The organism is Paenibacillus hodogayensis (genome assembly GCF_039536325.1).
Taxonomy (GTDB): Bacteria; Bacillota; Bacilli; order Paenibacillales; family NBRC-103111; genus Paenibacillus_AB; species Paenibacillus_AB hodogayensis.
Window position 1 is genome coordinate 53,807 of the sequence record NZ_BAAAYO010000011.1, and the last position, 25,762, is coordinate 79,568.

At 58.5% G+C, this 25,762-nt stretch carries 22 protein-coding genes and 1 riboswitch; of the genes, 7 read left to right on the forward strand and 15 right to left on the reverse strand.

Annotated features, from left to right (window positions below; translation table 11 throughout):
• Positions 1-112: 112 nt before the first annotated feature.
• Complete coding sequence (locus ABD796_RS24870; protein WP_344913065.1) at positions 113-1,168, reverse strand: stalk domain-containing protein; 1,056 nt, start codon at positions 1,166-1,168, stop codon at positions 113-115.
• 344 nt (positions 1,169-1,512) lie between these two features.
• On the opposite strand from ABD796_RS24870, the gene ABD796_RS24875 reads away from it, so the two are divergent.
• Positions 1,513-1,947 (forward strand): hypothetical protein, encoded by a 435-nt coding sequence (locus ABD796_RS24875; RefSeq protein ID WP_344913067.1) that lies wholly within the window; start codon positions 1,513-1,515, stop codon positions 1,945-1,947.
• Between the two features lie 321 nt (positions 1,948-2,268).
• On the opposite strand, the gene secA2 is transcribed toward ABD796_RS24875, so the two are convergent.
• Positions 2,269-4,548 carry an accessory Sec system translocase SecA2 gene (gene secA2 / locus ABD796_RS24880; RefSeq protein ID WP_344913069.1) on the reverse strand — a complete coding sequence of 760 codons (2,280 nt, stop codon included), beginning with the start codon at positions 4,546-4,548 and terminating at the stop codon, positions 2,269-2,271.
• Entirely contained in the window at positions 4,482-4,886 is a 405-nt protein-coding gene (locus tag ABD796_RS24885; RefSeq protein WP_344913071.1) for a hypothetical protein, read from the reverse strand. Before ABD796_RS24885 ends, secA2 begins: the two co-directional genes overlap by 67 nt.
• A gap of 297 nt (positions 4,887-5,183) precedes the next feature.
• On the opposite strand from ABD796_RS24885, the gene ABD796_RS24890 reads away from it, so the two are divergent.
• From ABD796_RS24890 to ABD796_RS24900, 3 genes are all read left to right on the forward strand, one after another.
• Positions 5,184-6,494 (forward strand): hypothetical protein, encoded by a 1,311-nt coding sequence (locus ABD796_RS24890; protein ID WP_344913073.1) that lies wholly within the window; start codon positions 5,184-5,186, stop codon positions 6,492-6,494.
• 216 nt (positions 6,495-6,710) lie between these two features.
• Positions 6,711-7,769 carry a metallophosphoesterase family protein gene (locus ABD796_RS24895; RefSeq protein ID WP_344913075.1) on the forward strand — a complete coding sequence of 353 codons (1,059 nt, stop codon included), beginning with the start codon at positions 6,711-6,713 and terminating at the stop codon, positions 7,767-7,769.
• A 92-nt stretch (positions 7,770-7,861) separates the two neighbouring features.
• The gene (locus tag ABD796_RS24900; RefSeq protein ID WP_344913077.1) at positions 7,862-8,587 is read left to right on the forward strand and encodes a ZIP family metal transporter; all 726 of its coding nucleotides are present in this window, start codon (positions 7,862-7,864) and stop codon (positions 8,585-8,587) included.
• Between the two features lie 22 nt (positions 8,588-8,609).
• Here ABD796_RS24900 and ABD796_RS24905 read toward each other — a convergent pair whose 3' ends face one another.
• The gene (locus ABD796_RS24905; RefSeq protein WP_344913080.1) at positions 8,610-9,524 is read right to left on the reverse strand and encodes a nucleoside hydrolase; all 915 of its coding nucleotides are present in this window, start codon (positions 9,522-9,524) and stop codon (positions 8,610-8,612) included.
• Positions 9,525-9,686: 162 nt separating this feature from the next.
• On the opposite strand from ABD796_RS24905, the gene ABD796_RS24910 reads away from it, so the two are divergent.
• Entirely contained in the window at positions 9,687-10,481 is a 795-nt protein-coding gene (locus tag ABD796_RS24910; protein WP_344913082.1) for an AraC family transcriptional regulator, read from the forward strand.
• Between the two features lie 96 nt (positions 10,482-10,577).
• Here ABD796_RS24910 and ABD796_RS24915 read toward each other — a convergent pair whose 3' ends face one another.
• The 10 genes from ABD796_RS24915 to ABD796_RS24955 form a co-directional block, all read right to left on the reverse strand.
• A complete protein-coding gene (locus ABD796_RS24915) occupies positions 10,578-11,348 on the reverse strand; it encodes a sugar phosphate isomerase/epimerase family protein (protein ID WP_344913084.1) in 771 nt (256 codons plus the stop codon).
• A gap of 31 nt (positions 11,349-11,379) precedes the next feature.
• Entirely contained in the window at positions 11,380-12,042 is a 663-nt protein-coding gene (locus ABD796_RS24920) for a TetR/AcrR family transcriptional regulator (protein ID WP_344913086.1), read from the reverse strand.
• Between the two features lie 151 nt (positions 12,043-12,193).
• Entirely contained in the window at positions 12,194-13,213 is a 1,020-nt protein-coding gene (locus ABD796_RS24925) for an ABC transporter permease (RefSeq protein WP_344913087.1), read from the reverse strand.
• The gene (locus ABD796_RS24930) at positions 13,210-13,953 is read right to left on the reverse strand and encodes an ABC transporter ATP-binding protein (RefSeq protein WP_344913089.1); all 744 of its coding nucleotides are present in this window, start codon (positions 13,951-13,953) and stop codon (positions 13,210-13,212) included. The genes ABD796_RS24925 and ABD796_RS24930 overlap by 4 nt, the downstream gene beginning before the upstream one ends.
• A 144-nt stretch (positions 13,954-14,097) precedes the next feature.
• Positions 14,098-16,470 (reverse strand): universal stress protein, encoded by a 2,373-nt coding sequence (locus tag ABD796_RS24935; protein ID WP_344913091.1) that lies wholly within the window; start codon positions 16,468-16,470, stop codon positions 14,098-14,100.
• A gap of 16 nt (positions 16,471-16,486) precedes the next feature.
• Entirely contained in the window at positions 16,487-17,095 is a 609-nt protein-coding gene (gene kdpC, locus ABD796_RS24940) for a potassium-transporting ATPase subunit KdpC (protein ID WP_344913093.1), read from the reverse strand.
• Between the two features lie 30 nt (positions 17,096-17,125).
• Positions 17,126-19,156 (reverse strand): potassium-transporting ATPase subunit KdpB, encoded by a 2,031-nt coding sequence (kdpB, locus tag ABD796_RS24945; protein WP_344913095.1) that lies wholly within the window; start codon positions 19,154-19,156, stop codon positions 17,126-17,128.
• Positions 19,157-19,177: 21 nt separating this feature from the next.
• Entirely contained in the window at positions 19,178-20,857 is a 1,680-nt protein-coding gene (kdpA, locus tag ABD796_RS24950; RefSeq protein WP_344913183.1) for a potassium-transporting ATPase subunit KdpA, read from the reverse strand.
• Positions 20,858-20,894: 37 nt separating this feature from the next.
• Positions 20,895-21,011, reverse strand: a complete 117-nt coding sequence (gene kdpF / locus ABD796_RS35710) for a K(+)-transporting ATPase subunit F (protein WP_379121071.1) — start codon at positions 21,009-21,011, stop codon at positions 20,895-20,897.
• A 109-nt stretch (positions 21,012-21,120) separates the two neighbouring features.
• A complete protein-coding gene (locus ABD796_RS24955; protein ID WP_344913097.1) occupies positions 21,121-21,534 on the reverse strand; it encodes a hypothetical protein in 414 nt (137 codons plus the stop codon).
• 118 nt (positions 21,535-21,652) lie between these two features.
• A riboswitch (cyclic di-AMP (ydaO/yuaA leader) is annotated at positions 21,653-21,821 on the reverse strand.
• A 476-nt stretch (positions 21,822-22,297) separates the two neighbouring features.
• Between ABD796_RS24955 and ABD796_RS24960 the strand changes: the two genes are divergently transcribed.
• Together ABD796_RS24960 and ABD796_RS24965 are read left to right on the forward strand one after the other, a co-directional pair.
• Positions 22,298-23,179: an AraC family transcriptional regulator gene (locus tag ABD796_RS24960; protein WP_344913099.1), complete on the forward strand. Its 882-nt coding sequence runs from the start codon at positions 22,298-22,300 to the stop codon at positions 23,177-23,179.
• A gap of 57 nt (positions 23,180-23,236) precedes the next feature.
• Entirely contained in the window at positions 23,237-24,613 is a 1,377-nt protein-coding gene (locus ABD796_RS24965) for an ADP-ribosylglycohydrolase family protein (RefSeq protein WP_344913101.1), read from the forward strand.
• 54 nt (positions 24,614-24,667) lie between these two features.
• On the opposite strand, the gene ABD796_RS24970 is transcribed toward ABD796_RS24965, so the two are convergent.
• A complete protein-coding gene (locus tag ABD796_RS24970) occupies positions 24,668-25,759 on the reverse strand; it encodes a response regulator transcription factor (protein WP_344913103.1) in 1,092 nt (363 codons plus the stop codon).
• Between the last annotated feature and the right edge of the window lie 3 nt (positions 25,760-25,762).

Below are 25,762 nucleotides of genomic sequence, written 5' to 3' on the forward strand. Positions count from 1 at the left end.
CCTTCCTATTTGTATAAAAATAAATTGGCTATGACGCAACAACGGCAATAAGGCCGCCACCCGAAAGGGCGACAGCCGCCGTTCATTGTCAGTCCCGAAACGCGGGGCTGTTTTAGTTGGAATCGCTATCCGCCGGTGCCTGAAGCACGATCTTCCAAGCCGTGCCGATCGGAGGCAAGCTTCTGGTCAATACGCCGTTGTAATAACCGATCACTTTGGCCCCTTTCGTCAACGCGGACAACTCGACCGACTCCCCGTCCGTATTCGTCAGCACGGTCTTGTCGTTCAGACGCAGCACCACCTCGTCCGGCGACTTGTCGGTTATCCCCTTCCCTTTGATGCGCAGGCTTATCGCCTTGTCATCGCTGGTAACGACCTCTTCGATCAAGCCAGCCGTACCGATCGTATCGACGACTTGCTCTTGCTCCAGCAGCGTGATTTTGTAGGCTGCCGTTTGCGGAGGCAGGCTCAACGTGGCGACCATGGAATGCTCGACTTCCACAGCAGCGCCCAAAGCGATATCGGACAGCTTCAGTTTCGTTCCGTCCGCCTTCTCGTAGGCGGTGTCCCCGTCGACATTCAGAACGATCCCATCCGGGCCGATCCCGTTGATGCGTACAAATTGACGGCCGCCCTGATCGTATACTTCCGTTACGACGCCGCGCGTCAGCACATTCTCGCGCTGCTGGAGCGGAGTAATGGCTATCGAGCCGCCGTCGGTTTTGACCGTGGCATGGAGCACTTGGCTGACGAACGAAACCGGCACATAGGTTTTGCTGTCCGTCCGCTCCGGCGCGACGCCAAGCGTCAGACTCTTTTGATCCACGGTATAGTTGTCCTCGCCAAGCTTGACGCTCGTCCGCACCTCGCCCTTGCTCAGCCCGGCGGTCAGGTCCGCCTCGCTCCATGTCACCGTCATGCCCAGCTTCTCGGCAATATCGCGCAAAGGCACCATGGTTTCGCTCACGCCGGCCTTCTTGTAGCCCGATGTTGCTAGAGCTTCGCCATTCACCGAAATAGCGACAGGCTGCGCCGTTGTTTGAGCGATTGCCTGAGCACGAACCGGCTCCGGCTGGCTTGCGTCCGCCGCAAAGGCGGAGACTCCGGTTATCGACACGGACAAGGCGAATAACGCCGCTACGCTTGTTTTCATTGGATGTTTCATCATCAATTCCCTTCCTTCCTATCGGGCATCTGCGTCCCCATACACCGCAGCGCCCTTCCATGATCGTTCTTGCAGCCGACAGTTCGGTCGAATCCGACAATCGGCAGGCATGCTTTCTTCGCGTATGGTTGTATAGTACAAACGCAAGCTTGGCCGTAAATGTTGCAGCAAGATCCCAAAAAACCGTTTTTCCGTCGAATCGTCGGGCAGCCTCCAGGACGATTCGAGCGCCGCTCCAGACGAAAGCACTCGTCGTTCAGCACGGCGAGCGGGCATTTTACCCAAACGCTTGCCGGGGCGTCTACATATTGTGATAAGGAATGGATGCCAGAAGGGAGGGATAAGTAATGAGCCGAATCAAACGGCACGCTAAAGGAAAAAAGGGGCGCGCTCCGACAAGAAGTCCCAGGCGGAACGCCCATACGCCCCCATCCCCGTTTTTGAACCAATCCCGCATCCGCGGCCTTCTCGGACCGATTCAGCCAACCCAGGCTGCGCCGACGAATACGGCCAATAGCGGCATGCTGTCGTTTCTCGACCAGTGGGGCGGGATTGACGGCATTATGTCGACCATGGACAAAGTTCAGAAGATGATGCGGATGGTCCAGCAATTCGGACCGTTCATGAATATGTTCGGTTCGATGTTCGGCGGCAAGGCCGCCACGACAAGCTTGTACCCGGTACGCCGGGGAGTGCCCCAGGCCGGTGCGGCAGGCAATTCGTCGCGGGACGGCTACCCGCGTGCAAGGGTAGCTCCCCGCAGCAACATCCGTAAGCCTTGAAATTGGAGCCCGCTACATTCCGAAAAGGATGGCCTTGCCGCTTCAAACATTTTGTTTTGAACTCCTTTTATGGAATAAACCTTGCGGCGGTAGGAGTTCAAAGCCAAAACTCGCTTGCAAGGCTCATCCCCTTTCTCCAATTCACTCCGCTTTTCCAAAGAAGTTCTTTCGTTCAACTTATATAGTACGAGCGATATTCGTAGGACGGCGCTTGAATGGCCCCGGTACGCCTGGGACGAAAAACCTCCAAAACCGCTGCGACAAGCGGTTTTGGAGGCATATACCCGTGTGGTAGAACTCTGCTGCACCCCGTTTCCCTATTTACCAAAAGGAATGCCGATGGGGCAGCAGTCGGTCATTGATCAGGTATGTCCATGTCGCCGAAGGCATATTGAACGCGGCCGGCTCGGGTCCGATGTCCGGCTTCGTCCGGTCGACGGCCAGAAGAGCCCGTACCGCCCGATCCTCCGCCTTGTCGAAAAAGTCTGCAAACGCTGCAAGAAGCAGACGCTCGTACACATCGAGCGGGTCGCGCACCCCGGTACTCTCGAAGTGAATACCCTCGCGAACGACGGACGCGTACTCCAAATGATCGGCCCAGCACCGGTCGAGCGCCAGCAGCGCGTATTCCGTCTCGGCCCGTTTAACCGCCATTGCGCCGTACCGGGCACATAGGTCGGCATAGCCGTCCGGATCGCGAAGGACCAGCGGGGCGGGGGCGATGCGCCCTTCCAGCAGTCCCCGCCTGCGGTCGGCAACGATGTGGCGCTGCTGTTCCAGCATATCCGCGTACCGGTTTAACGTTTGCCGGATTTCCCGGTTTTGCCCGTCGGCTACCCGCTGGAGATGTTCGATCCGCCTGCGGATGCCGGCTCCCTCCAATTTTCCGTCAAGCCCTTGCCGCCAGCTCCCGGCAGCCGCCGCCCCGCTGGAGCTGTAGCGTGCAAACAGCTCGTCCTCCAGGCTGACATAAAATACCGAGCTGCCCGGATCGCCCTGTCTTCCGGCGCGTCCCCTCAGTTGATTGTCGATACGCATGCTTTCGTGCAAACCGGCCCCGATGACCGCCAATCCTCCGAGTCGAGCCGCCGCTGCCGCCTGTTCCTCGTCTCCGGCCCCCAGTCGGATATCCACTCCGCGCCCCGCCATGTTGGTCGACACGGTGACCGCTCCAACCGCTCCAGCCTGCCCGATCACGGCAGCTTCCCGTTCCTCGTTGCCCGCATTCAGCACGTTGCAGGATACTCCCGACGCGGCAAGCGCCGCGGCGAGCCCGTTGGATTCGGCTACGCTGGACGTGCCGATAAGAACCGGACGCCCCGCTGCGTGCAGGGCGGCAATCTCCTTCGTCAGAGCGGCGAGCTTTGCCGCTTTGGTGGCATACACGACAAGAGGATAATCGGTCCGGGCCGCAGGCCGGCGTGCCGGGATCACCGCCACCTGCAGCCCGTACGCTTCGGCGAATTCGTCCGTCGACGAGCTTGCCGTCGCCGTCATTCCGCACAGCCGCGGGTAGAGCCCCACCCAATGCCGCAGCGTGATCGAGGCCAGGATCTCGCCGCTTCGCTGCGGTTGCAAACCCTCTTTGACCTCGACCGCGTTCTGCAGGCCGTCCGGCCAACGTCTTCGTTCGGCAATGCGGCCGGTTAACGGGTCGATCAGCTCCACGCGGCCGGCGCGCACGATGTAGTCGACATCCCGGCGCAGCAGCGCCCGGGCGTGCAGCGCATCGCGCAGCTCGCCAAGCAGCAGCTCGTTGCCGGCCGCATACAGATTGCCGCAGCCTAGCAGCGCTTCCGCCTTCATGGCGCCCTGGTCGGTCAAATAAACGTTGCGCCGCCCCCCGTCCGTTTCATAGTCGATACCGGCGGCCAGCTTCCCAACCACGGCGGCCAGCCGCGCGCCGTCGCGCTGCGGCGCATCGGCTTCCCCGGCGAGCACCAGCGGCGTTCGAGCCTCGTCGATGAGGATCGAGTCCGCCTCGTCCACGACGATGAAATGGTATGGCCTCTGCACCAGGCTCCCCTTCGTCAAGCACAAGCCGTCCCGCAAATAGTCGAAGCCGCCTTCCTTTGCAGTCAAATACGTAACGTCGGCGGCATAGGCCAGCCGGCGCTCCGCCGCCCCCATCCCTTCTTGCACGCAACCGACGCTCAAGCCGAGATAGCGGTAAAGCGGGCCGAGCCGTTCCGCATCCCGCCGGGCCAAATAATCGTTGAAGGTAGCGACATGGACGCCACGGCCGGACAATGCCCGCCAGTAGACCGCGAGCGCCGCCGCAAGCGTCTTTCCTTCTCCCGTCTGCATCTCCGTCAGCTTGCCCGCGCCAAGCGCAAGCGCCGCCGCGATCTGCACATCGTACGGCTCCATGCCGATCGCTCTTCTCGCCGCCTCGCAAACCAAAGCGTAAGCCTCGGTCATTGAAACGTCTGCCGCAGCGTCCGACCTGGACAGGTATCTCAGCTCTAGAGAATATCGGCGTATTCGTTCGCCGCTCCAGGACTCGATCTCCCTCTGCCGGCTTTTGATCCGGCTCAAGGCGTCTGCATACGGCCTCCAACTCCGCGCAGACCAGATCCCCGTTCTCTTCCATATACCCACAGAAAACCTCCTCTTCGTTGACAGCCTGTACGTGGGACAGCCCGCGAAGAGAATAGGTCCGGTTCCTTCAACCGGTGCAGCTCGATCAACAGCATGAGGCTTTTGTTGCGCACCAAGAGCAGACACTGGACGCCATGATTGGAACGCTTCGGATAACGCAGCCGACCGGTAGTTTGCGCCAGAACCGGACCGTTGGTCCAATAAGCCGTCCGCTGTATGAAAAACGCCATGCAGGCTGATACCCTAGCCTTCATCCGCAAGACGAAACGTTCCGAGCAGAAGGCAGGAAACAATAGACAGCAGCCGATCAGAACGATAAAACCTATCGCGATGCCCATCTCTCCGCCTCCCCGACCTCATTGTGAGCCCATTGTAGCACAAAATAGCGCCGTTCCGGAATATCGCTTACGCAGTGCGGGCCGCCCGGTTGGTGTTATCAGGTAACACCTCGTTAGAAAGGAGAACAAAGCAACTTTCAGCAAACGTTCAGCCCATCTTCACTTCCGTTTAAGTTTTCAGGTCTATTCTAAGAGTACGCCAAGGAGGTGATTCCCCCCTTAGACGCAGCAAACATTCGACCCCATAGCTACATAGCAACCGAACACATACAAACAAATGCGAGAGGTGGAGCAACCATGAAACGTTTGAAAACGATAGTAGCAGGCACGATGACACTGGCTTTAACTTTGGGTGGAGGACTGTGGGCGCATTATTATGCGAGCGCGGCTTCCGCCGACAACCAGACCCAGACCCAGCAGAAGGACAAGAGCGGCAAGCCGTTCGGCGGCAAACGCGGTGAAGGAACCGGCCCTATGGGCGAAGGCTTCAAAGGCGGTCACGGAGGACTTGGCTTCGGGTCTGCGGACGAACTCGCTACCTTGCTCGGCACTACCAAGGACGAGCTGAATACGGCGCTCCAGTCCGGTAAAACGCTGGCCGCTATCGCCGGCGAAAGAGGCGTAGCCGTCGATTCGATCGTCAGCCTGCTGACGAAAGCTCAAACCGAGCAAATCGATAAACAGCTCGCCAACGGCAAGCTCACTCAAGAGCAGGCCGACAAGCGCAAAACAGAAGTTAATGAGAAAGCGACCAAGTTTGTCAACGAGGATCTGAAGGGCGGCTTGAAGGGACCAGGCAGAGACGGTATGGGCGAAGGCTTCAAGGGCGGCTTCCCCGGCGGTCACGGAGGACTCGGCTTCGGGTCTGCGGACGAACTCGCTACGCTTCTCGGCACCACCAAGGACGAGCTGAATACGGCGCTCCAGTCCGGTAAAACACTGGCCGCTATCGCCGGCGAAAAAGGCGTATCCGTCGACTCGGTCGTCAGCTTGCTGACAAAAGCCCAAACCGAGCAAATCGACAAGCAGCTCGCCGACGGCAAGCTCACTCAAGAGCAAGCCGACAAGCACAAAACGGAACTGAAGGAGAAAGCGACCAAGTTCGTCAACGAGGATCTAAAGGGCGGCTTGAAGGGACCAGGCAGAGACGGTATGGGCGAAAGCTTCAAGGGCGGCTTCCCCGGCGGTCGCGGAGGACTCGGCATCGGATCTTCGGACGAACTCGCTACGCTGCTCGGCACTACCAAGGATGAGCTGAATACGGCGCTCCAGTCCGGTAAAACACTGGCCGCTATCGCCGGCGAAAAAGGCGTATCCGTCGACTCGGTCGTCAGCCTGCTGACAAAAGCCCATACCGAGCAAATCGACAAGCAGCTCGCCGACGGCAAGCTCACTCAAGAGCAAGCCGACAAGCACAAAACGGAACTGAAGGAGAAAGCGACCAAGTTCGTCAACGAGGATCTGAGGGGCGGTTTGAAAGGCCCTGGCAAGGAAGGCTTCCCGAAGGGGGACAAAAACGGCCGCGGCGGCAAAAACGCTGCCGGCGATCAAAGCGGTACCGGCAGCGAGAAGCAAACTCGAGCTTCCAGCGCAACGGTAACAAGCTGAACCTTGCCCAGCTAACCGAATAGAAGCCCAACAAGGACGGTTCCCGGAACCGTCCTTTTGCCCGTTGAAAAAAATCTTGTAGATACGGGTAAAAGTCTGACCTGGACTCCGCCTTCGCCGTTGAACGCTCTTCCAGAAAGGCCGGCAATTCCCTATAATTAAAGTAGCGATAATCCGGATACGTAAGAAACGTTCGGAACAGAGGAGAGACCGGACATGTCTCGCAGACAATTTATCAAATGGCTGCTTTCCCTGGCAGCCTTATGCGCCGCGACCTTTGCTGGATGGCGGTTTTGGCTCCGCCGCGAGCCCGCCGGAACGTCAGAGCCCAACGATTCCGGGACGGCCGTGGCGCCCTCCGGGTCTTCGGAAGGATCGGAACGGCCGGCGCCTCTGGCGGACGGCTCGCTGCTTGGCGTGATGATTTTGAGCGACACCCATGTCAACAGCGGCTTTGAGGAGCAAAGCGACAAGCTGCGCAAGGCGCTTGACGATACAAGCCGTTTCGATTCAAGGATCGATGCGCTGCTTATTACCGGGGACATTACCGACGCCGGAACGGACGCCGATTACCGCGAGTATGCGAATGTGATGAAAGCGTACAAAAAGCTTCCCGCCGTTCATGCCAACATGGGCAACCACGACTACTACGGCATCTGGATCGATAAAGACGGACAATGGAGCAAGGATTCCATGCCGAACGGCAAGTCGGACGAGCATAGCCGACGCGCTTTTATGTCGCAGTTCGGGCTTGAACGGACGTATCACGACTTTTATGTAAACGGCTTTCACTTTATTATGCTTTCGCAGGAAGCCTACGTGCAGGAAAAGCCCGAGGTAGGCGAAGGAGCCTGGTATTCCGACGAGCAGTTGGCCTGGTTCAAGAAGGCATTGGAGCCGCACAAAGACGGCAGCCCGGTATTCGTCATGATTCACCAGCCGCTGCCGGCCATCGGCCAGGACGGCGGCTCCCATCAATTGATTCGGGCCCAAGCGTTTCGCAGCCTCCTGAAGCCGTACGCCAACGTTTTTGTGTTCTCGGGCCATCGTCATCAAAACTTTCGCAGCGGCGAGCATTACTCCAAGGAGACGTTTCACTGGTTCCAGAACGCCTCGGTTGGCCGCACCCGACCAGTCCAGCAAGGAGATAATACGCCGACTGCGCAAGGGTTGTACGTCCAGGTGTACGCCGACAAGGTCGTGCTTAGGGCGCGCGAGTTCATGGACCGGACGTGGATCGCGGAAGGTAGCTGGACGATCCCGCTGAAGCGTTAAAAACCTCCTGACCGTTCCGCCCCACGTCATGGACATGTTCCGGACGCCGTCACATATGATTAACTATATGACGGAAGTAGTCCGGAGGAGCCATGAATACGTTTCTGCTGTTCGCTGCCTGTTCTTCTTTGTGCACCCTGGTCGGCGCTTTGCCTTCTCTGGTAGTCCGCAACATCTCCCACCGCGGCAAAGACGTGCTGCTCGCCTATACCGCCGGCATTATGGTGGCCGCCTCGACCTACGGTCTGCTGCCTTCGGCGCTCAAGCTGTCCAATCTGTATGTCCTGACAGCCGGCGTCCTGTTCGGCACGCTGCTGCTAACTGCCATGGAGCTGTACATTCCGCATACCGACCCTTCCCATACGGAAGGGCCGGAAGAAGGCAAACAAAGCCTGCTGCTCGTCGCCATGCTGCTGCACAATTTGCCCGAAGGCTTGTCCACCGGCATCAGTCTGGCGAGCGGAGCGGCCGAGACGGGCAAGCTCGTGGCAACGGCGATCGGTTTGCAGAACATACCGGAAGGCTTTCTCGTCTCACTGTTCCTGATTACCCGGAAAGCCGGCGCGGCCAAGGCGTTCCTGTACTCCTTAGCCATCGCCGCTGCGGAATGGGCCGCCAGCTGCCTCGGCTATTATTTCGGCACGGAGCTTTCGGTGCTTGTTCCTTACGGTCTGGCGTTCGCCGGCGGAGCGATGCTTTATGTCGTTTACAAAGAGCTGCTTCCCGAGAGCCACGGCGACGGCAACGAAATTCCCGCCACCTTCGCGTTCATCCTCGGCACCCTGACCATGATCGGGCTCGTCGACCTGCTCGGATGAGCGCGTCAACGGTACAGCGGAATCAGCCAAGCTTGCCGAATAAATCTTTAAACACGCTATCCCGATGAATATAATGGACGTAGCGGATCAAATGGCGCGAAGCGTCAAAGCTCCAGCGAAACTCTTCAGACAATAGCGGGCTGTGCACCAGCTCGTTCGGCAGCCAGGCATCGTCGATCAGGTAAGCGACAGCCGCTAGATCCCAGATTACCCTGGAATAGCCGACATGGTCCTTGCTGCACCCTTCGAACGTATCGTGCAAATACTCGCCTACCGGTCCTTTGTCTTTGACATAATCCTTCACCTCGGACAAGGTGGTCAGCAGATGCGAGGCGACGCCCAGACAAGGAATGAGCACGAGCGGCACGCCGCAATTCAGAATGAGGCGGGAAGCGTGCAAATCCTGGAACAGATTGAACTCCTTCGTGGTCGGCCAGTGCAAAGCGTGACCGCCGAGCCAGACGACCACGATCTTCTCGATGATGCGCGGCTCCATGAGTATCGCCGAAGCGACGTTCGTAATGGCGCCGATCGCCACGACGTACAACGGATCGTCGTCGGTGCTGGCCATAGCTCGCTCCACCAGATTTCGTGCCGCTTCGCTCTCCACCGGCGTATCCGGACCGGACAAATATGAGCCCGAGCCGCGGTATACCGGAATCCCGGACATTTCCGGCAGATGGGAGGAAATCGTCAGCAACTCGTTGTAGCTTTTTTCCATCCCATCCTGAGGTCCCGTGGACAGCTGGTTGTGGAAGGGAGCGGCGTAGAACGCTTCGACCTGCAGTTGCTCCGGCGATTTCATCGCATAGACGACCGCGAATTGATCGTCGATCTCATTAAAGGTGTCGGTATCGAGCACCATGCGAACTTTGCGCTTGGGGGGCGTCAACCGTTGCAGAAGCTTGCTTGGGGAAAGTTTCGGAAAATCGGCCATGGATCCATCCTCCTCGTCGTATCGGAACATCGCTGTGTTTCATGCTGACTCTTCTTGATCCATTCTACCCCGGCGCCGCCGGCCAATAGTTTCACAATATGGCGATTTGTTTATACGATCTGGCTATTCTCCTTCGCCGGGAGAGAAAGGAGCAGCGTCGCGATGCTGGCTCAGACGGATTTTCTGTTTCACGCGCTAAGACTGGGCGATACGTATATGCCGCTGCATCGGCACCGCTGCTTCGAACTCGTGTACTATATCGGCGGTGCGGGACTGACCCGCCTGCAAGAGCTGGAATATCGCTACGAGCCGAACACGTACACGATTATTCCTCCTGGCATGCCGCATGACGAGCGGCGCACGGAAGACACCGAGGTCCTCTTCATCGGCTTCAGTCTGACGAGCCGCGATATGCCGGCTTTGCAGCACGGTTTGTTTCAGGACGGGCCGCGATCGCCGGTGCTCGCCCTGCTGCTGAGCATGAAGGCGGAAATGCAGGAAAAGAACGCCTTCTACGCCCAGAAGCTGAACATGCGGATCAGCGAAGCGCTGATTGAACACTCGCGTTCGGTCGCGCCTGCGCAATCCGGCCATCCCGGCAATCATTTGCTGTACGCGAAAACATTTATGGACGAGAACTGCGGTCAGAAAATCGCCGTGGAGGACTTGGCCGATATGGTCGGTTACAGCTACGATCATTTCCGGCACCTGTTCAAACAGAAGTTTGGCATGTCCCCGATCCGTTATTTGCTCGACAAACGGCTGGAAAAGGCGCGCAGCCTGCTTCGCTACACGGAATTGCCGGTCACGGCCGTCGCGCTGGAATGCGGCTTTTCCAACGATGCGCAATTTTGCACCTTGTTCAGAAGGGAAATCGGCGAGACGCCCTTGTCTTACCGCCGCAACGAATACCGCAGCACCCTCGACAGTCCGTCGCTCCCCCCGACGAAACCTTGATACGGCTGAGGCCTTCCATCCGACGCAAAAAGAGGAGCGGCTGCCGCTCCCCTTTCGTCCAATCGAATTCTTCCCCTCATACGAACCTTGCTGCCCCTATGTTTCCAGAAGCTCCTTCAGCGCCGCCGCATCACGGATAAATTGCTCCGGGTCGTCGTCCTTCACGAACTCCAGCAAGGCGGAGCGCCTTTCCTTCAGCGGACGGATCATATCCAAGTACCGCCTCCACTCGTCCAGGCCTTCCCGCAGCGGCAGCCTCTCGACGCCGACCCAGTGGAAGACGTGCAGTCCCGACAGCCACGGCAGCAGTCGGCTCAGCTCGGCTTCGCGCTGTCCGGGCGGCATGTCCACCGGCGGCTGCCAGCAGGAGCGGACATGCGGGGAGCCGATGTCCTCCATTAGCTTGATCGTCGAATCGATCGTATCCGTCAACGTGTTGCGGTGGAATTCGAGATCGATGCGCAAGCCGTGTGCCGCCGCTTTCTCGCCGATGCGCCGGGCGTCCTCTACCGTGCGGTGCCATAAGCGGTCGTCCGCTTCTGCAGACCCGACCCGGCCGGCCCATACCCGAACCGAAGGCGCGCCAAGCGTCAGCGCGGTGTCGAGCACCTTGTCGAATTCCCCTTCCGGCTCGTCGCCCGTCCGGTAATACGACGCGTAGCCAGACACACGCAAGCCGCTTTCCGCCGTGATGCGCGCCGTCTCCGCGGCAACCGCCGACGCTCCGGGAGGCACATGTATATCGCCCCCCCACTCGATCGCCTGCAACCCCGCTTGCGCGGTCAGCTCGGCGATCCGTTTCGCCGATAGCTGCCGGAACGTAACCGACAGCACTCCGGCTTCGAACCAAGATTCGTTGTCCGCCATATTCTCCGCCTCTCTTTCACATGACCGGTCTTTAAGGCGCCAAGCCTTTCATAACGAAGGCGATCGTCGCCTCCAGTTCCTGTTCCCCGTTCCAGTTCGCGCCTTCCTTCGGACCGAAGAAGGCTTGGGCGAGCACATAACCCATGACCGCCGTTGCGCTCAGCCGCATAATGGTCGTGGCGGGCAAATCGGCCAGCTTGCCCTCGGATTTGAATTTCTCGATGACGCGTTCCATTCGCTCCATCACCTGCGACACCACAACCGACTTGAACTGCTCCTGAAGATCGGGATGGAACGGAATTTCCTGCACGACAATTTTAATCAGGCTCATGTTGTTTTGCAGAAAAAGCAGCCGGTTCCCGATAAGCGCCCGCAAAAACTGATCGTAGCTGTCGTACTCGTCCTCCAGCACTTCGCGGAACTCGCGCAGCACGAATGGGGCGACGAGCTTGACCATCGCGGGGGCAACGATGGAGAGCAGCAATTCTTTTTTGGTCTTGTAGTGGCGGAAAATCGTACCTTCGGCCACGCCGGCCCGCTGGGCGATCTCCGAAGTCGACGAGGCGGCGTAGCCCTTCTCGGCGAAAACCTCGATCGCCGATTCGAAGATACGCCGCTGCTTTTCCGTCATTTTGTCCCCACTCGTCCCGGACTGCAGCAGCTCGGCGATCCAGGGCTCCATCGTGTCCGACATTGATGCCAGCTCCTCCTTCGCCCTCTAGCTTCAAATACGTTGCAAACGTGCCTTGATTCGATCATATCACAATCTGTGCCCTGCCGCTAAGCCGCTCCTGCGCTTGGTCCGAAGTACGACCGCCATCCGTCTCCGCCGGCAGGGCTGTTGTTCAAATCGCCCGCTGCTTCTTCAGCGCGGCAATATTCAGCAACGCGAACAAAAGGGAGAATCCGAGCAGGATGAAGACGTCCAGCCGGATATCCCCGATCCCTTCCCCGCGGAGCATAATGCCGCGCATGGCGTCCGCTCCGTAATAAAGCGGCATCGCATAGCTGAGCTTTTGCAGCCAAGGCTGCATCGCCTCCAAGTTGAACAGACCGGAGAAGAACACCTGCGGCACGATGACGAGCGGGATGAACTGGATGATCTGAAATTCGCTCCCGGCAAAGGTGGACAGCAGCGTGCCTAGCGTCAGCGCGGCCAGCGTTAGCAGCAAATTGATAAGCAGCACCAGCCAGATCGAGCCCTCCAGGTACAGGCCGAGCACGCCTACCGAGAACCAGGCGATCAGCACGCCCTGCAGCAGCGTAAACACGCCGAACCCGGCCAAATATCCCACTACCACCTCATACCGGCGAATCGGCGTGGCGAGCAGCCGCTCCAGCGTGCCCGTCGTCCGTTCTCTCAGGAAGGCGACCCCGGCCAGCAGGAAGACGAAGAAGAAGGAAAAGAAGCCGATCAGCACCGGTCCGAATGAATCAAAGGTAGACAAGCTTTCCTTGCCGTGCAGGTAAGACACGTCCGGCTGCATCGCCGGCGCGCCGGCCTGCATCGCCTTCTGAACCGTCAGCATGACGGCCTTGCCGACGGACGGATCGCTGCCTTCCAACCGAAGCGACGGCTTCCCGTTATCGATGGACAATACGGCGTCGAGCTGTCTGTCCGCCAGCGCCTGGCCGGCCTGTTCCGCGTTCTCGTAAGACCATACGTTCGCGCCGGCGTTTTCCAACCGCTCCGTCAACTGCTGCGGAACGCCGACGGTTCCGATATCCAGCCGGATCGCCTGACCGTCGAATACAAAATGCAGCAAGGTCAATACGAGCAGCGGAGCGAGAAACAACAGCGCCAGCGTCCGCTTATCGCGCACGAACTGGCGGATGATGCGCAATGCCAAAGCCTGGATTCTCATGCCCGCCCACCTCCTCCAAGCGCGATGAATGCCTCTTCGATCGTCTCCTTGCCGGTCTGCTCCTTCAATCCTCCGGGGCTGTCGATTGCCGTCAGCCGTCCTTCGCGAATGAGCGCGATGCGATCGCATTTGTCCGCTTCGTCCATCACATGCGTCGTCAGCAAAATCGTCGTCCCTTGCTCCCGCAGGGCAAGCAATTCCCGCCAGATCGACTGCCGCAGCACTGGATCGATCCCGACCGTCGGCTCGTCGAGCACGAGCAGCTCCGGCTCGTGCAGCAGCGCGAGCGCCAGCGACAGCCTCCGCTTCATCCCGCCCGAATAGGCCGCGACCGGTTTGTTCAGATGATCGAGCAAGTCGACGACAGCCATCGCCTTCTCGATCCGTTCCTTGCAGCGCGTTCCGGTCAAGCCGTACAAGGCGGCGAAAAACTGCAGGTTCTCCTTCGCCGTTAGCTCGCTGTACAGCGCATCGGCCTGTGCCATGTAACCGAACCGTTGGAGCATTGCCAGCTTCGGCATCGTCTCGCCGAGCATCCGGACCGTTCCGCCGTCGGCCTTATCGATACCGGTGATCAGCTTGATCAACGTTGTTTTGCCCGAGCCCGACGGGCCCAGCATGCCGAACAACTCTCCGCGTCCCACCTGCAGCGTGATACCGTCCAGTACCGTCTTTTTGCCGAATGTTCGCTTAATTTGGTACAGATCGATAACCGGGGATGGCATTACTTCGATAGGCATACTCTATACGCCTCCTAAAAGTGAGTAATCACTCATTTTTCTTGAGTCTATTATATCAGCAGAATAAGCCTTTTGTATAGTGAGTAATCACTCGCTTTTTAACTAAAAAAGAAAGGCCGTCCCGCCGCTCGCCCAGCGACTCGATCAGCCTCTTCCATCCTCCCGATCTCCGGTGCCTCCCGCTGTGCCCATACAAGCGGCCGCGTCGTAATCCGCCACCACGAGCACATCCGTATGCCGCGCCGACCGGAGCAGTTCCTTCACCACCGAGCCTTCGCGAAGCTCCTTCCACCAGGACGCTCTCGACTGGCCGACGATCATTTGCGTAGCCCCGTATTCCGTTGCCTTCGCCACAAACGTAGCGGACGCCTCCCTGACATGCCGGACGCGTTCGATCTGGAACGTCCCGCCCAGCCGCTCCGTCAGCTTCCTTAGCGCCTCGAACGTGCCGGCCTGCTCCGGCCTTCCGTCAGCGGCTTCGTTCAGCGCCAGCGCCACGTACCAGACCGCCTTCAGCCGGTACGCGATCCGGAAGCCGCGGCGAATCAGCCTTTCGGCCTGCTCGCAGTTGTTCAGGCAGACGTAGATCGTTTCCTTGCGCCTCCATGGGCCTCTCAGAGAGCTGCTGCGCTCCCACGCCTCCAGACGCTCGTCGACATCGTCGGCGATCTCCCGCAGTGCCAGCTCCCGCAAGGCGATCAGGTTGCCGGTCTTGAAAAAGTGGCTCAAGGCCTGATCGACTTTATTCAGCGCGTAAATGCGCCCTTCCTTCATCCGGCGCTGCAGCGATTGCGGGGTTACGTCGATCAGCTGCACCTCGTCGGCAAGCCGCAAAATATGGTCCGGCACCGTCTCCCGCACCCGTACGCCGGTGATCTGCTCGACCGCATCGTTCAGGCTTTCCAGATGCTGCACGTTGACCGTCGTAATAACCGAGATGCCGGCAGCCAGAATATCCAGAACATCCTCGTACCTTTTGCGATATTGGCTCCCCGGCACGTTCGTATGAGCCAGTTCGTCGACCAGAACGACCTCGGGGTTGCGACGGATAATCTCCTCCGTATCCATTTCTTCCAGCCGCGTCCCCTTGTATTCGATCACTTTGCGCGGCAGCACCTCCAGAGCCCCGACCTGGCCAAGCGTCTCGGAGCGGCCGTGCGTCTCCAGCAAGCCGACGCAAACCTGGATGCCTTTTCGGAGCAGGTCGTTCCCTTCCCGCAGCATCGTATACGTCTTCCCGACTCCCGGAGCCGAGCCGATATACACTTTGAACCGGCCGCGCTTGATCCGCTCAATCTTGCGGTCCAGCTCGCCGGCGCCCAGCCGCCGGAACAGCTCGACCTCTTCCTCTCCGGGCTTGCCCAGCTGCGTCGGCATAATCCGCTCGCCCTCATGCTCCGCGCGGTCGGCCACGATGAACATATCGACGTTGCGCGTCTTTTTCAGCATGTCGCGCACGATCGAGCCCTGCCACAGCTCCTGCCATCGCGTCTGCCGGGAATGCCCGAGCACGATGCGGGTTACGTTATTGTTCAGCGCATAGTCGGCCAGCATAGCCGGCAGCGACCTTCTCGAGCGAAGCGGAAGCTCCTCGAATTTCGCCCCGATCCGCTCTGCCAGCTTGACGATCGAGCGTTTGAAGGCGGCCGCCTCCTTGCCCGGCTCTTTCTTCGGATTGACGAAGGTGACGACGAGCATATCCCCGTTTAACCGTTTGGCGATCTGCTGTCCCCGGCGTACATAAATGGAGCCGTTCCAATGATACTGCGTAGAGACGAGGATGCGTTCCGTCGCTCCGGAGGGGCCGATCAGCCCCAGCTCGCCGCGGTGCTTCTCCAGCGAATCGTTGACGCCCTCCGCCACGAGGCGGAGCGTCAGCTCGCGCAGGACGGCCAAATTGCCGCGCTTCAGCATTTCGCTGCTGTGCCCGCGCAGAGCCCCTTCCGCGACCCGGCTCAGCATCATCTCCGGGGTAACGTCGATGAGCACGACTTCGTCGGCCGTCTCGAGCGTATCCGTCGGCACCGTTTCGAACACCTCGATACCGGTCATTTTTTTGGCAATCGCCCGCACGTCCTCCAGCTCATATACGTTTATGGTCGTAATGATGCTGATCCCTTTGCCGAGCAGGAAACGAATATCCTCCAGCCGCGTCGGAAAGCGCGCTCCTTCCCGGTTGCGGTGAGCCAGACCGTCCACAAGCAGCACCTCGGGGTTGCGCCGCAGCAGCGCATCCAGGTCGAGATCCTTCTTCTCTACGCCCGCCTTCTGCCAGTGAATGCTCGGAATTCGCTCCAGGTCGCCGACCTGCTCCACCGTCTCCGGGCGCTGCATCGTCGACACCGCGCAGATGACGACATCGATTCCCTGCTCCTTCAGTGCCCTGCCTTCCCGCAGCATATGATACGTTTTACCGGAGCCGCTCACCGCGCCGATATATACCTTGAGCCGCCCGCGGTGCAGCTTGGAGATCGAATGGAGCAGTTCCTCCGGCGTTTTCCTTTTGAACGTGTCCATGGGCATTCCCCGTCCTTTATTTGCGCAGCAGGCTGTCCAACGCCAAGTTCAGCTTCAGCACGTTGACCCGGGGTTCGCCGAACAGGCCGAGGTCGCGTCCTTCCGTATGATCCGCAATCAGCTGCCGAAGTTGGTCTTCGGACAGCCCCGTCAGCTTGCTGATGCGGGACACCTGAACGTCGGCCGAAGCCGGGGTGATATGCGGATCCAACCCGGAACCGGAGTTCGTCACGAGCGCGACCGGAAGCCGCTCGGCCGGCACATTCGGGTTATGGGCCGTCCACTCCGCGATCGATTGCCGCATCCGCTTCAGCAGGTCCGGGTTGGAGGGCGCGTAGTTGTTCGAGCCCGAAGCTTCCGCTTTATAGTCGATACTCGATACCCGTCCCTGAAAATGCTTCGGATCGGCGAAGCGTTGGCCGATCAGCTCGGAACCGACCGCCTCTCCCTTGCTCCCTGTAAGCAGGCTCCCGCCCGCGCGGCCCGGAAACAGCGCCTGGCCGACCCCCGTACACACCAGCGGGTACACGATACCGCACAGCACGATGAATACCAGACATAGCCGCAGCACGATGACCAGCGACATACCGGCCCCAGCCGGCTCAGCCTTTGCCGTTTTGTCCATATCGAACGCTCCTCCTTCTCCTTCGGTACATCAAATCCATACGTGCACGACGAGGTCGATCAGCTTGATGCCGATGAACGGGACGACGATGCCGCCAAGGCCGTAGACGAGCAGGTTGCGCTGCAGCAGCTTAGCCGAGCTCATCGCCTTGTATTTGACGCCCTTCATGGCCAGCGGAATGAGCAGCGGAATGATAATGGCATTAAAGACCAGCGCCGATAAAATAGCCGACAGCGGAGAACCAAGGTTCATGACGTTCAAGGCGCTCATCTCCGGGATCGCCAAGGTAAACATAGCCGGAATGATCGCGAAATATTTCGCAACGTCATTGGCGATGCTGAAGGTCGTCAGGGCGCCGCGCGTCATCAGCAGCTGCTTGCCGATCGCCACTACCTCGATCATCTTGGACGGGTCGGAATCGAGATCGACCATGTTCGCCGCTTCCTTCGCCGCCACCGTGCCGCTGTTCATCGCCAATCCGACGTCCGCCTGCGCCAGCGCCGGAGCGTCGTTCGTCCCGTCGCCGGTCATCGCCACCAGCTTGCCTTCTGCCTGCTCCCGGCGAATAACGGCGATCTTGTCCTCCGGCTTGCTCTCGGCGATAAAATCGTCCACGCCGGCTTCCCTGGCAATCGTAGCCGCGGTCAGCGGATTGTCCCCGGTACACATGATCGTTTTGACGCCCATTTTGCGCAGCTGCTCGAAACGTTCCTTGATGCCCGGCTTCACCGTATCCTTCAAATAAATCAGACCGTAAATGGTTCCATCCACCGCCACGGCCAGCGGCGTCCCGCCTTCCCGGGCGATCGCATCCCCTTTCGCCTCCAGATCGTCCGGGATGGCGCCCCCCTGCGATGCCACCCATTTTCGCACGGCGTCGACGGCGCCCTTGCGCACCTTGCGGCCGTCCTGCAGGTCGATGCCGCTCATGCGGGTTTCCGCCTTGAATTCGATAAATTCGCCGCCTGTTGCGATCGAAGGGTCGTAAGCCAGCCCTTCTTTCTTCATCAGCTCCAGCACGGACCGTCCTTCCGGCGTCTCGTCCTTCACCGAGCCGACCGCCGCCCAGGCGGCCACGGTCGCTCCATCCCCGGTCCCGACCGGCACAAACTCGCTCGCCATCCGATTGCCGAAGGTGATCGTGCCGGTTTTATCGAGAATCATCGTATTGATATCTCCCGAGGCCTCTACCGCTTTTCCGGACATGGCCAGCACGTTGAAGCGCGTCACACGGTCCATGCCGGCAATGCCGATCGCGGATAAGAGTCCGCCGATGGTCGTCGGGATCAAGCAGACGAGCAGCGAGATCAAGACCGGAACGGTCAGCTCTATGTTCAGATACCGGGCCATCGGCGCAAGCGTCACGACGACGATCATAAAAATCAGCGTCAAGGTCGTGAGCAGCGTATTGAGTGCGATCTCGTTAGGCGTTTTCTGCCTCTTGGCCCCTTCCACCAGCGAGATCATCCGGTCGATGAACGATTCGCCGGGATCGCTCGTAATCTTCACCGTAATCCGGTCGCTGACCACTCGGGTGCCGCCCGTAACGGAGCTGAAGTCGCCTCCGGCCTCCTTGATGACCGGAGCGGATTCGCCGGTAATCGCCGACTCGTCGACAGAAGCCAGCCCTTCGATGACTTCTCCGTCGCCGGGGATCATCTCCCCCTGCTCGACGACGACTATATCGCCTTTGCGCAGCTCCGTGGACGGCACTTGCTTCACCGTGCCGCCGACAATCTTGTTTGCCGTAATTTCCTGCTTCGACTTTTTGAGCGAATCCGCCTGCGCCTTGCCGCGGCCTTCGGCCAGCGCCTCGGCAAAATTGGCGAACAGCACGGTGAACAGCAGAATCAGGAACACGGTAACGTTGAAGCCGATGCTGCTCTCCGAGCCGAAGAAGCCCGGAGCGACAATCATCAGCAGCACGACCAGCGTTCCGACCTCGACGACGAACATAACCGGATTTTTCATCATTTTCACCGGATTCAGCTTGAGAAAACTATCCGCGATCGCTCGCTTGACGATATCCCCGGTAAGCAGTTTTGTACGAGCCGTAGCCATGATTGGTTGTCCCCTCTTCCTTTAACGGATCGTCAAATATTCGGCAACCGGTCCCAGCACGATGCCCGGCAGGAATGTCAAGGCGCCGATAATCAGTACGGTGCCGACCAGTACGCCGACAAACAGGCCGTTGTCCGTGCGGAACGTGCCGATCGCCTCCGACACCCGTTGCTTGCGCAGCAGGGAGCCGCCTACCGCGAGCAGCGCGATCATCGAGATATACCGACCGAACAGCATGACGAGCCCGGTGGTCACGTTCCAGAACGTCGTATTGTCGGCAAGCCCTTCAAATCCAGAGCCGTTGTTCGCAGCGGAGGACGCGTATTCGTACAGCACCTGCGTGATGCCGTGGTAACCCGGATTCGTAATGCCCGCCTGACCCGCTCCGCTTACAAGAGCGATGGCCGCCGGAGCCAGAATGATCAGCGGATGCACCAGAATGGCGATCGCGATCAGCTTCATCTCGCGGGCTTCGATTTTTTTGCCGAGAAATTCCGGCGTTCGTCCGACGAGCAGTCCTGCCAAAAATACACCCAGCATGGCATACATAAGCATATTCGCCAACCCGACGCCCTTGCCGCCGAATACGTTGTTCAACATCATCAGCGCAAGCGGCGTAATGCTGCCGAGCGGCGTGAGCGTATCGTGCATATTGTTGACCGAGCCGGTCGTTGCCGCCGTCGTCACGGTCGTGAACAACGCGGATTGGGCGATGCCGAAGCGCACTTCCTTGCCCTCCATGCTGCCTTGGGAGGCGTCGATGCCCAGCCGGTCGATCGCCGGATTGCCGCTCGTTTCGGCAGCGTACGCCAACGACAGGAAGGCGACGAACAGGATCATCATCGCGGAGAAAATAACCCAGCCCTGCTTGCGGTTTTTGGCGAACAGTCCGTACGTGTAAGGCAGCGCCGCCCCCAGACACCACATCGAGACGATCTCGATCACGTTCGTAAGCGGGCTCGGGTTCTCGAACGGGTGGGACGAGTTCGCCCCGAAGAAGCCGCCGCCATTCGTGCCCAGATGTTTGATCGATTCCAGCGACGCTACCGGCCCGACCGGAATGCTCTGCTGCTGCCCCTCGAGCCCCGTTACCGTCAGGGAGGGGCCGAGCGTTTGCGGAACCCGCAAAGCGACGAGCACGATCGCCACGATAAAAGCCAGCGGCAAAAACACGCGGGTGTGCGCCTTGACGAAATCCTCGAAGAAATTGCCGACCGTTTCCCCTTTGCCGGTAATGGCTCGAACGAAGGCGATCGCCACGCACAGTCCGGTTGCGGCCGAGGTGAACATCATCATCGTGATGACGGCCATCTGGGAAAAATACGAGAGTCCCGTCTCGCCACTGTAATGCTGCAAGTTCGTATTGGTCATAAAGCTGATGACGGTATTGAACGTCAGCGTCTGCTCCATGCCGTCGATGCCGTTCGGATTGAGCGGCAGCAGGTTCTGGATTCTCAACAGCAGGTAGCTGACCGTCGCCAGGACGATATTGGTGACTAGAAAGCTGAGGCCGTACGTTTTCCATGTCATGCCTTTAGGCTGCTTCAGCCCGATCAGCGCGAAGATCGGCCGTTCCGCGAAAACGAACAGGCGATCCGTCGCGTTCGTCTCGTTGCGGAATACGTTATACAAATAAGTGCCTAGCGGCTTCACCAGCAGCACGACGATGACGATGACCGCGGCAATTTGCAATATGCCCATCATCCAAAGGGCCTCCCTTGTACCGATCCGAATGTATTTAAAACTTTTCCGGGTTGAGCAGCGCGTACACCAGGTAGACGAATAAAAACGCGGTGAATGCGTAAACGACGATCACGGGCGCTCGCCTCCCCCCGATTCGACCACGCGGCCGCACCCTTTCAGGAAACCGGCGACAAGCGCGAAGCAGGCGGCCAGAAGCAGCAGCATATACAGATCGGCCATGTCAAGTTCCTCCTCTTCTTTTCCGTTCCGTTGCTCTATCTTTACCCGACCAACGACTGAAATAACGACGAGACGTCGTCATTGGTCGTATGAATAACGCAGTTGGCGCCCAGCGCCCTGTACATCAGCCTCGGCTTATTGGAGCGAGTAATGACCACGATGGCGTTGGCGGTCCAGCTTCTGCATAAGCGGATATACCGGCAGCTCAAGTTCTGGCTGCTCTCGAACAAAAAGATTTTGGTGATGCTGTACTCCGGCGCAACCCACGTGCTTTCGTCCGTAGTATCCACTATGACGATCTTCTTTACGCCCATTTCTTCCAGCTTTTCGCGTTCCTTGGCATTGTTGGCTAGCGCCACCAGTGGAATGCGGTGCTGAATTAGCTTGCGGATAAACGCTTCGCCGGCCTTGCTTGCGGCCGACACGAGAAATACTTCCTGCTTTTCCATTTTCATCTTCTCCTCCTGAATAGAGAAGGCAACAAAAAGAAGCCTGCGATAAGAGTAGAAACTCCTCTCGCGGCTTCTCCAGACACACAGAGATATACACCCTGCGCGCTCAGCACATGCGATCGTTGCCTCTCTCGATACGCTTACGAGGTTAGCTGTCGGATTCGGGCGTGAGAGTCGCCCTACCTTCGGCATGGCTGCATGCCGAAGGATTCACCCCATGAAAGCCGCCGGGCGGCTTTCGTTTGGTTCCCCCGTTCCTTTTCCATTCAAGGACTCAGCGATACTGCGATTTTCTTGATGAAACCCTTTTTCATAAAACGGCGCTGCAAATAACCTACGGCAGCCTGAATCTCGCGGCCGCGCCGACGTCTCGCAAACTTCATCATCCTCTCTCCCGAAGCGGCGTGCGACGTCAGGAATCTTATTCAATTCATGAACCGTATCTTACGCTTGCCGGGTCGTTCTGTAAAGGGTGGCGGACTTTCAATTCCGGCACAATCCGTCACTAGCTGGAAGCAATCCGATACCGATCTGCCAAATGCTTTATCGCGCTCCCTTTTTCACCGTTTTTCATGAAAATGATGAAAAAAACAGCTTCAGGAAGCTTTGGCTTCAAGAACAGAAGCCATCTGCTAATGAATCCGCTTCCACTTTGGAAATTTCGCCAAAATTGTTCCATATGAACTGCCGCTTGCGCCGCATTTCCGTGGTATGCTAACCTATATAGGTTTTTGATCCGATCGATTACACCATACCGAGGTCATTTATGAAGTTAAATATTCATTATGAGAACGATATCCCGATCAACGCTTTCCGTTGGACGCCCAAAACGGCTATCGCCCCGCTGCATTATCATTCCAGTCTGGAAATCGGCCTCTGCCTGTCCGGGAGCGGTTTCTTCTTTTTTGGGGATAAACGGTATACCGTCACGGCCGGGGATATTTTTCTCGTCAACAACCTGGAGCGGCACATCGCGAGCTCGGATGAATCCGACCCCAGCACGTATCTGTTCCTCAACTTCGAGCCGCGCATGCTGCTGGAAGAAGAAGAAGCTTTGCTGCTGCCGTTCGCTTATCGCTCCGATCATTTTGATAACCGCATTCCGGCGGGAACTTCGCTCGCCGATACGATCGGCTCCTTGATCGAGACCATCTGGCGAGAGCTTACGGAGAAGCCGGAGGGCTACCGGAGTATGGCGAAAAGCGCCCTCCTCCATCTATGCGTGCTGCTTCTGCGTCATTACGCGACGAACGTGTCCAAAAGCCAATGGAAGAAGATGAGCGACAGTTTTCGCCGAATGCGGCCGGCTCTCACCCTGATCGAAGAACGATTCCGCGGTCCTCTAGATCTGACGGAGGTAGCGGCGGCGCTTCATATCAGCCCATCCCGCGCCAGCCGCATGTTCCATCAGGAATTGGGGCGGGGCTTTAAGGAGTACTTGCTCGGGCTCCGCATCAACGAAGCGAAGCGGCTGCTCCATAGCACTCATTTGAGTGTAGCCGACGTGTGCTTCGAGAGCGGCTTTCAAAGCGTCCCTTCCTTTTATCGCTTATTCCGCCGGCATGTCGGTCTTCCTCCACTCGAATATCGCAGCCAATTTCCCATACACGCAATATTTGAGAATGCAAATGACGAACTGAGTAGATGACCCGACAGGCTCTGCCTATAATGAAAACGTAACTACTACGTTCGTGGAGGGACATCGATGGCAGGCTGGACATTACTGGATGAGTTGGTTGAGAAGGAAGTCGTGCAAAGAAGGCAGGAAGGCTGCGAAGTAGAAGGGTTTGCCGAGAGAGTGGCGGCTGCGGGGAAGGACGAGGCCCAACTGATGGCGATTTATCAGGAACTGATGGCGCTGCCGATCCGCACCGATTTCCCCTTCGAGGAGCCTTCGGAGCTCTCCGAAATTCGCGCCTTGCGGCCGGATGGGCCGAGGGTGCTGCAAGACTCCTTGAGCGAGTCCGAATGGCAGGACAAATTCTACGGCGCCTGGTTGGGCCGGAGTGCCGGCTGCGCCCTCGGCAAGCCGCTGGAGGCTTGGCATTATATGGCGGGAGCCGGCGGAAATCCCGGATGGCTTAACGTCAAGCATTGGTTCGAAGGAGCCGACGCTTGGCCCATCCAAGGATATACCCCTTCTCAATCGCGGGCGGAGCAAGAGCACGGCTTGTCGCTGGCTACGGGCGGCATGCTCAGCACCAAGGAACGAATTCGCTTCATGGAGACGGATGACGATATTCGCTACACCGTCTTGGGGCTGATCACGCTGGAAAAGCACGGGCTCGATTTCGACTCTTACGACATCGGCAAGCTGTGGCACAGCCATCTGGCGTATCGCCAAGTCTGTACGGCCGAGACGCAAGCCTATATGAACTTTACCCAAGCCACTTCGCATCAGAAGTCGCTGCGGGACGACTGGGCGCAACGCAAGGATTGGGTCCGCACGTATCTGAACCCTTACCGGGAATGGATCGGGGCGCAAATCCGCGCAGACGGCTTTGCCTATGGGGCGGCCGGCAATCCGGAGCTTGCCGCGGACTTGGCCTGGCGCGACGCATCGTTCTCTCACGTCAAGAACGGGATTTACGGAGAGATGTTCTGCGCGGCCATGATCGCGGCGGCTTTCGTGGAAAGCGATCCAGAGCGGATCGTGCGGATCGGCTTAAGCGAAATTCCGCGCAATTGCCGGCTGACGCACGATATCGAGCAAGCCATCTCCATCACGAAGGAAGCGGGCAGTCAGTTGGAGCTGGTCGAGCGCATCTGGGAAGCGTTCAAGCACTATCATCCGGTTCATACGAACAACAACGCAGCGCTTGTCGCAGCTTCCATTCTCTTCGCCAAAGGGGATTTCGAGACGGCCATAGCCACTTCCGTACTCGGGGGCTGGGATACCGACTGCAATGGGGCGACCGTCGGCTCGATTATGGGCGCCATGCTCGGTGCAAGCAAGATTCCGTCCAAATGGATCGAACCGCTTAACGATACGTTGTACGCGGAAGTTACGGGCTTTCACCCGATCTCCATCTCCGAATGCGCAAAACGCACCCATGACGTATTCCGCAAAATCCGCGGCTAACGCATAAAACAACCGTGCCAAGCTCCCGAAAGGGACTGGCACGGTTCGCTTTGTTTACGCATGATCGGCATCAGCCCCCGAGAATCGGTTCTTGAGTCCCGTAGAGCTCATGCCGTAGTAATTTTTGAATGTTTTGGCGAAGTGAGCCATGTCCGTATACCCGACCAGCTCCGCTACCTCCCCCATCCTTTTGTCGGTCATCAGGAATAGCTCCTTGGCTTTGCGCATACGGACTTCAATTAAATAACCCCAGATGGTCAAGCCCGTCTCCTGGCGGAATACATTGGCCAAATAGGGCTTGCTGACATTGACCGCATCGGCTATTTGCTGCAGGTTCAGCTTTTCCTGGTAATGGCTCTCAATGAAGCGCTTCACATCGGAGACCGCCCGCCTCCCCGCGGTCATTCCATTCATCCCGCTCGGGCTGTTCAACCACTCCAGCGCGATTTCCAGCCTGTACACACTGTTCAACCGCCAGTACAGCTTCACATCCTCGGTAAAGGGGATGGGAGCCCGATCGAACGTCTCCGCCATGCAGGCGAATAAAGCCTCCGCCCTCTTGCCCGCCGCTCCCGCAATCCATTCGTCCGCCAAGGCGGCAAGCAATTCAATGCGCGGCTCCGCCCACGCTTCCAGCAGCTTGAACGTTTCCATGACAAGCAGCGGAGGGGAAGAGGCTTGCATCCTGACCGGATATTCCTGCCATCTTCTCAGCATGGGCAAGGCGCTGTCATAGCGCTTCAGCATCAGAGCTCTCGCTTCCATCGAGCGCATCGTGCTCAGCTGCTGAGCCGCAGCGTGTAAAGCCCCCTCCAGCCTCTCCTGGTCCGCCGGTTTCATGATATAATCGATCGTTCCCAGCGAAATGCCCCGCCTGGCATATTCAAAATCGTCGTAGCTGGAAATCAGAACCGACTTCATCCACGGATACCGCGCATTGACCTCCTTCACCAGCTCCAATCCGTCCATCACGGGCATGCGTACGTCCGTAATCAGGATGTCCGCATAATGGTTTTGCAGCCAGTCCAGAGCCGCCTGCCCATTGCGGGCCGTACCCGCCGTCGCGAAACCTTCGCAGGCATTCACCCGGTTGACCATTCCGTTCAAAATCCACTTCTCGTCGTCTACGATGAGACAGAACAGCATGAC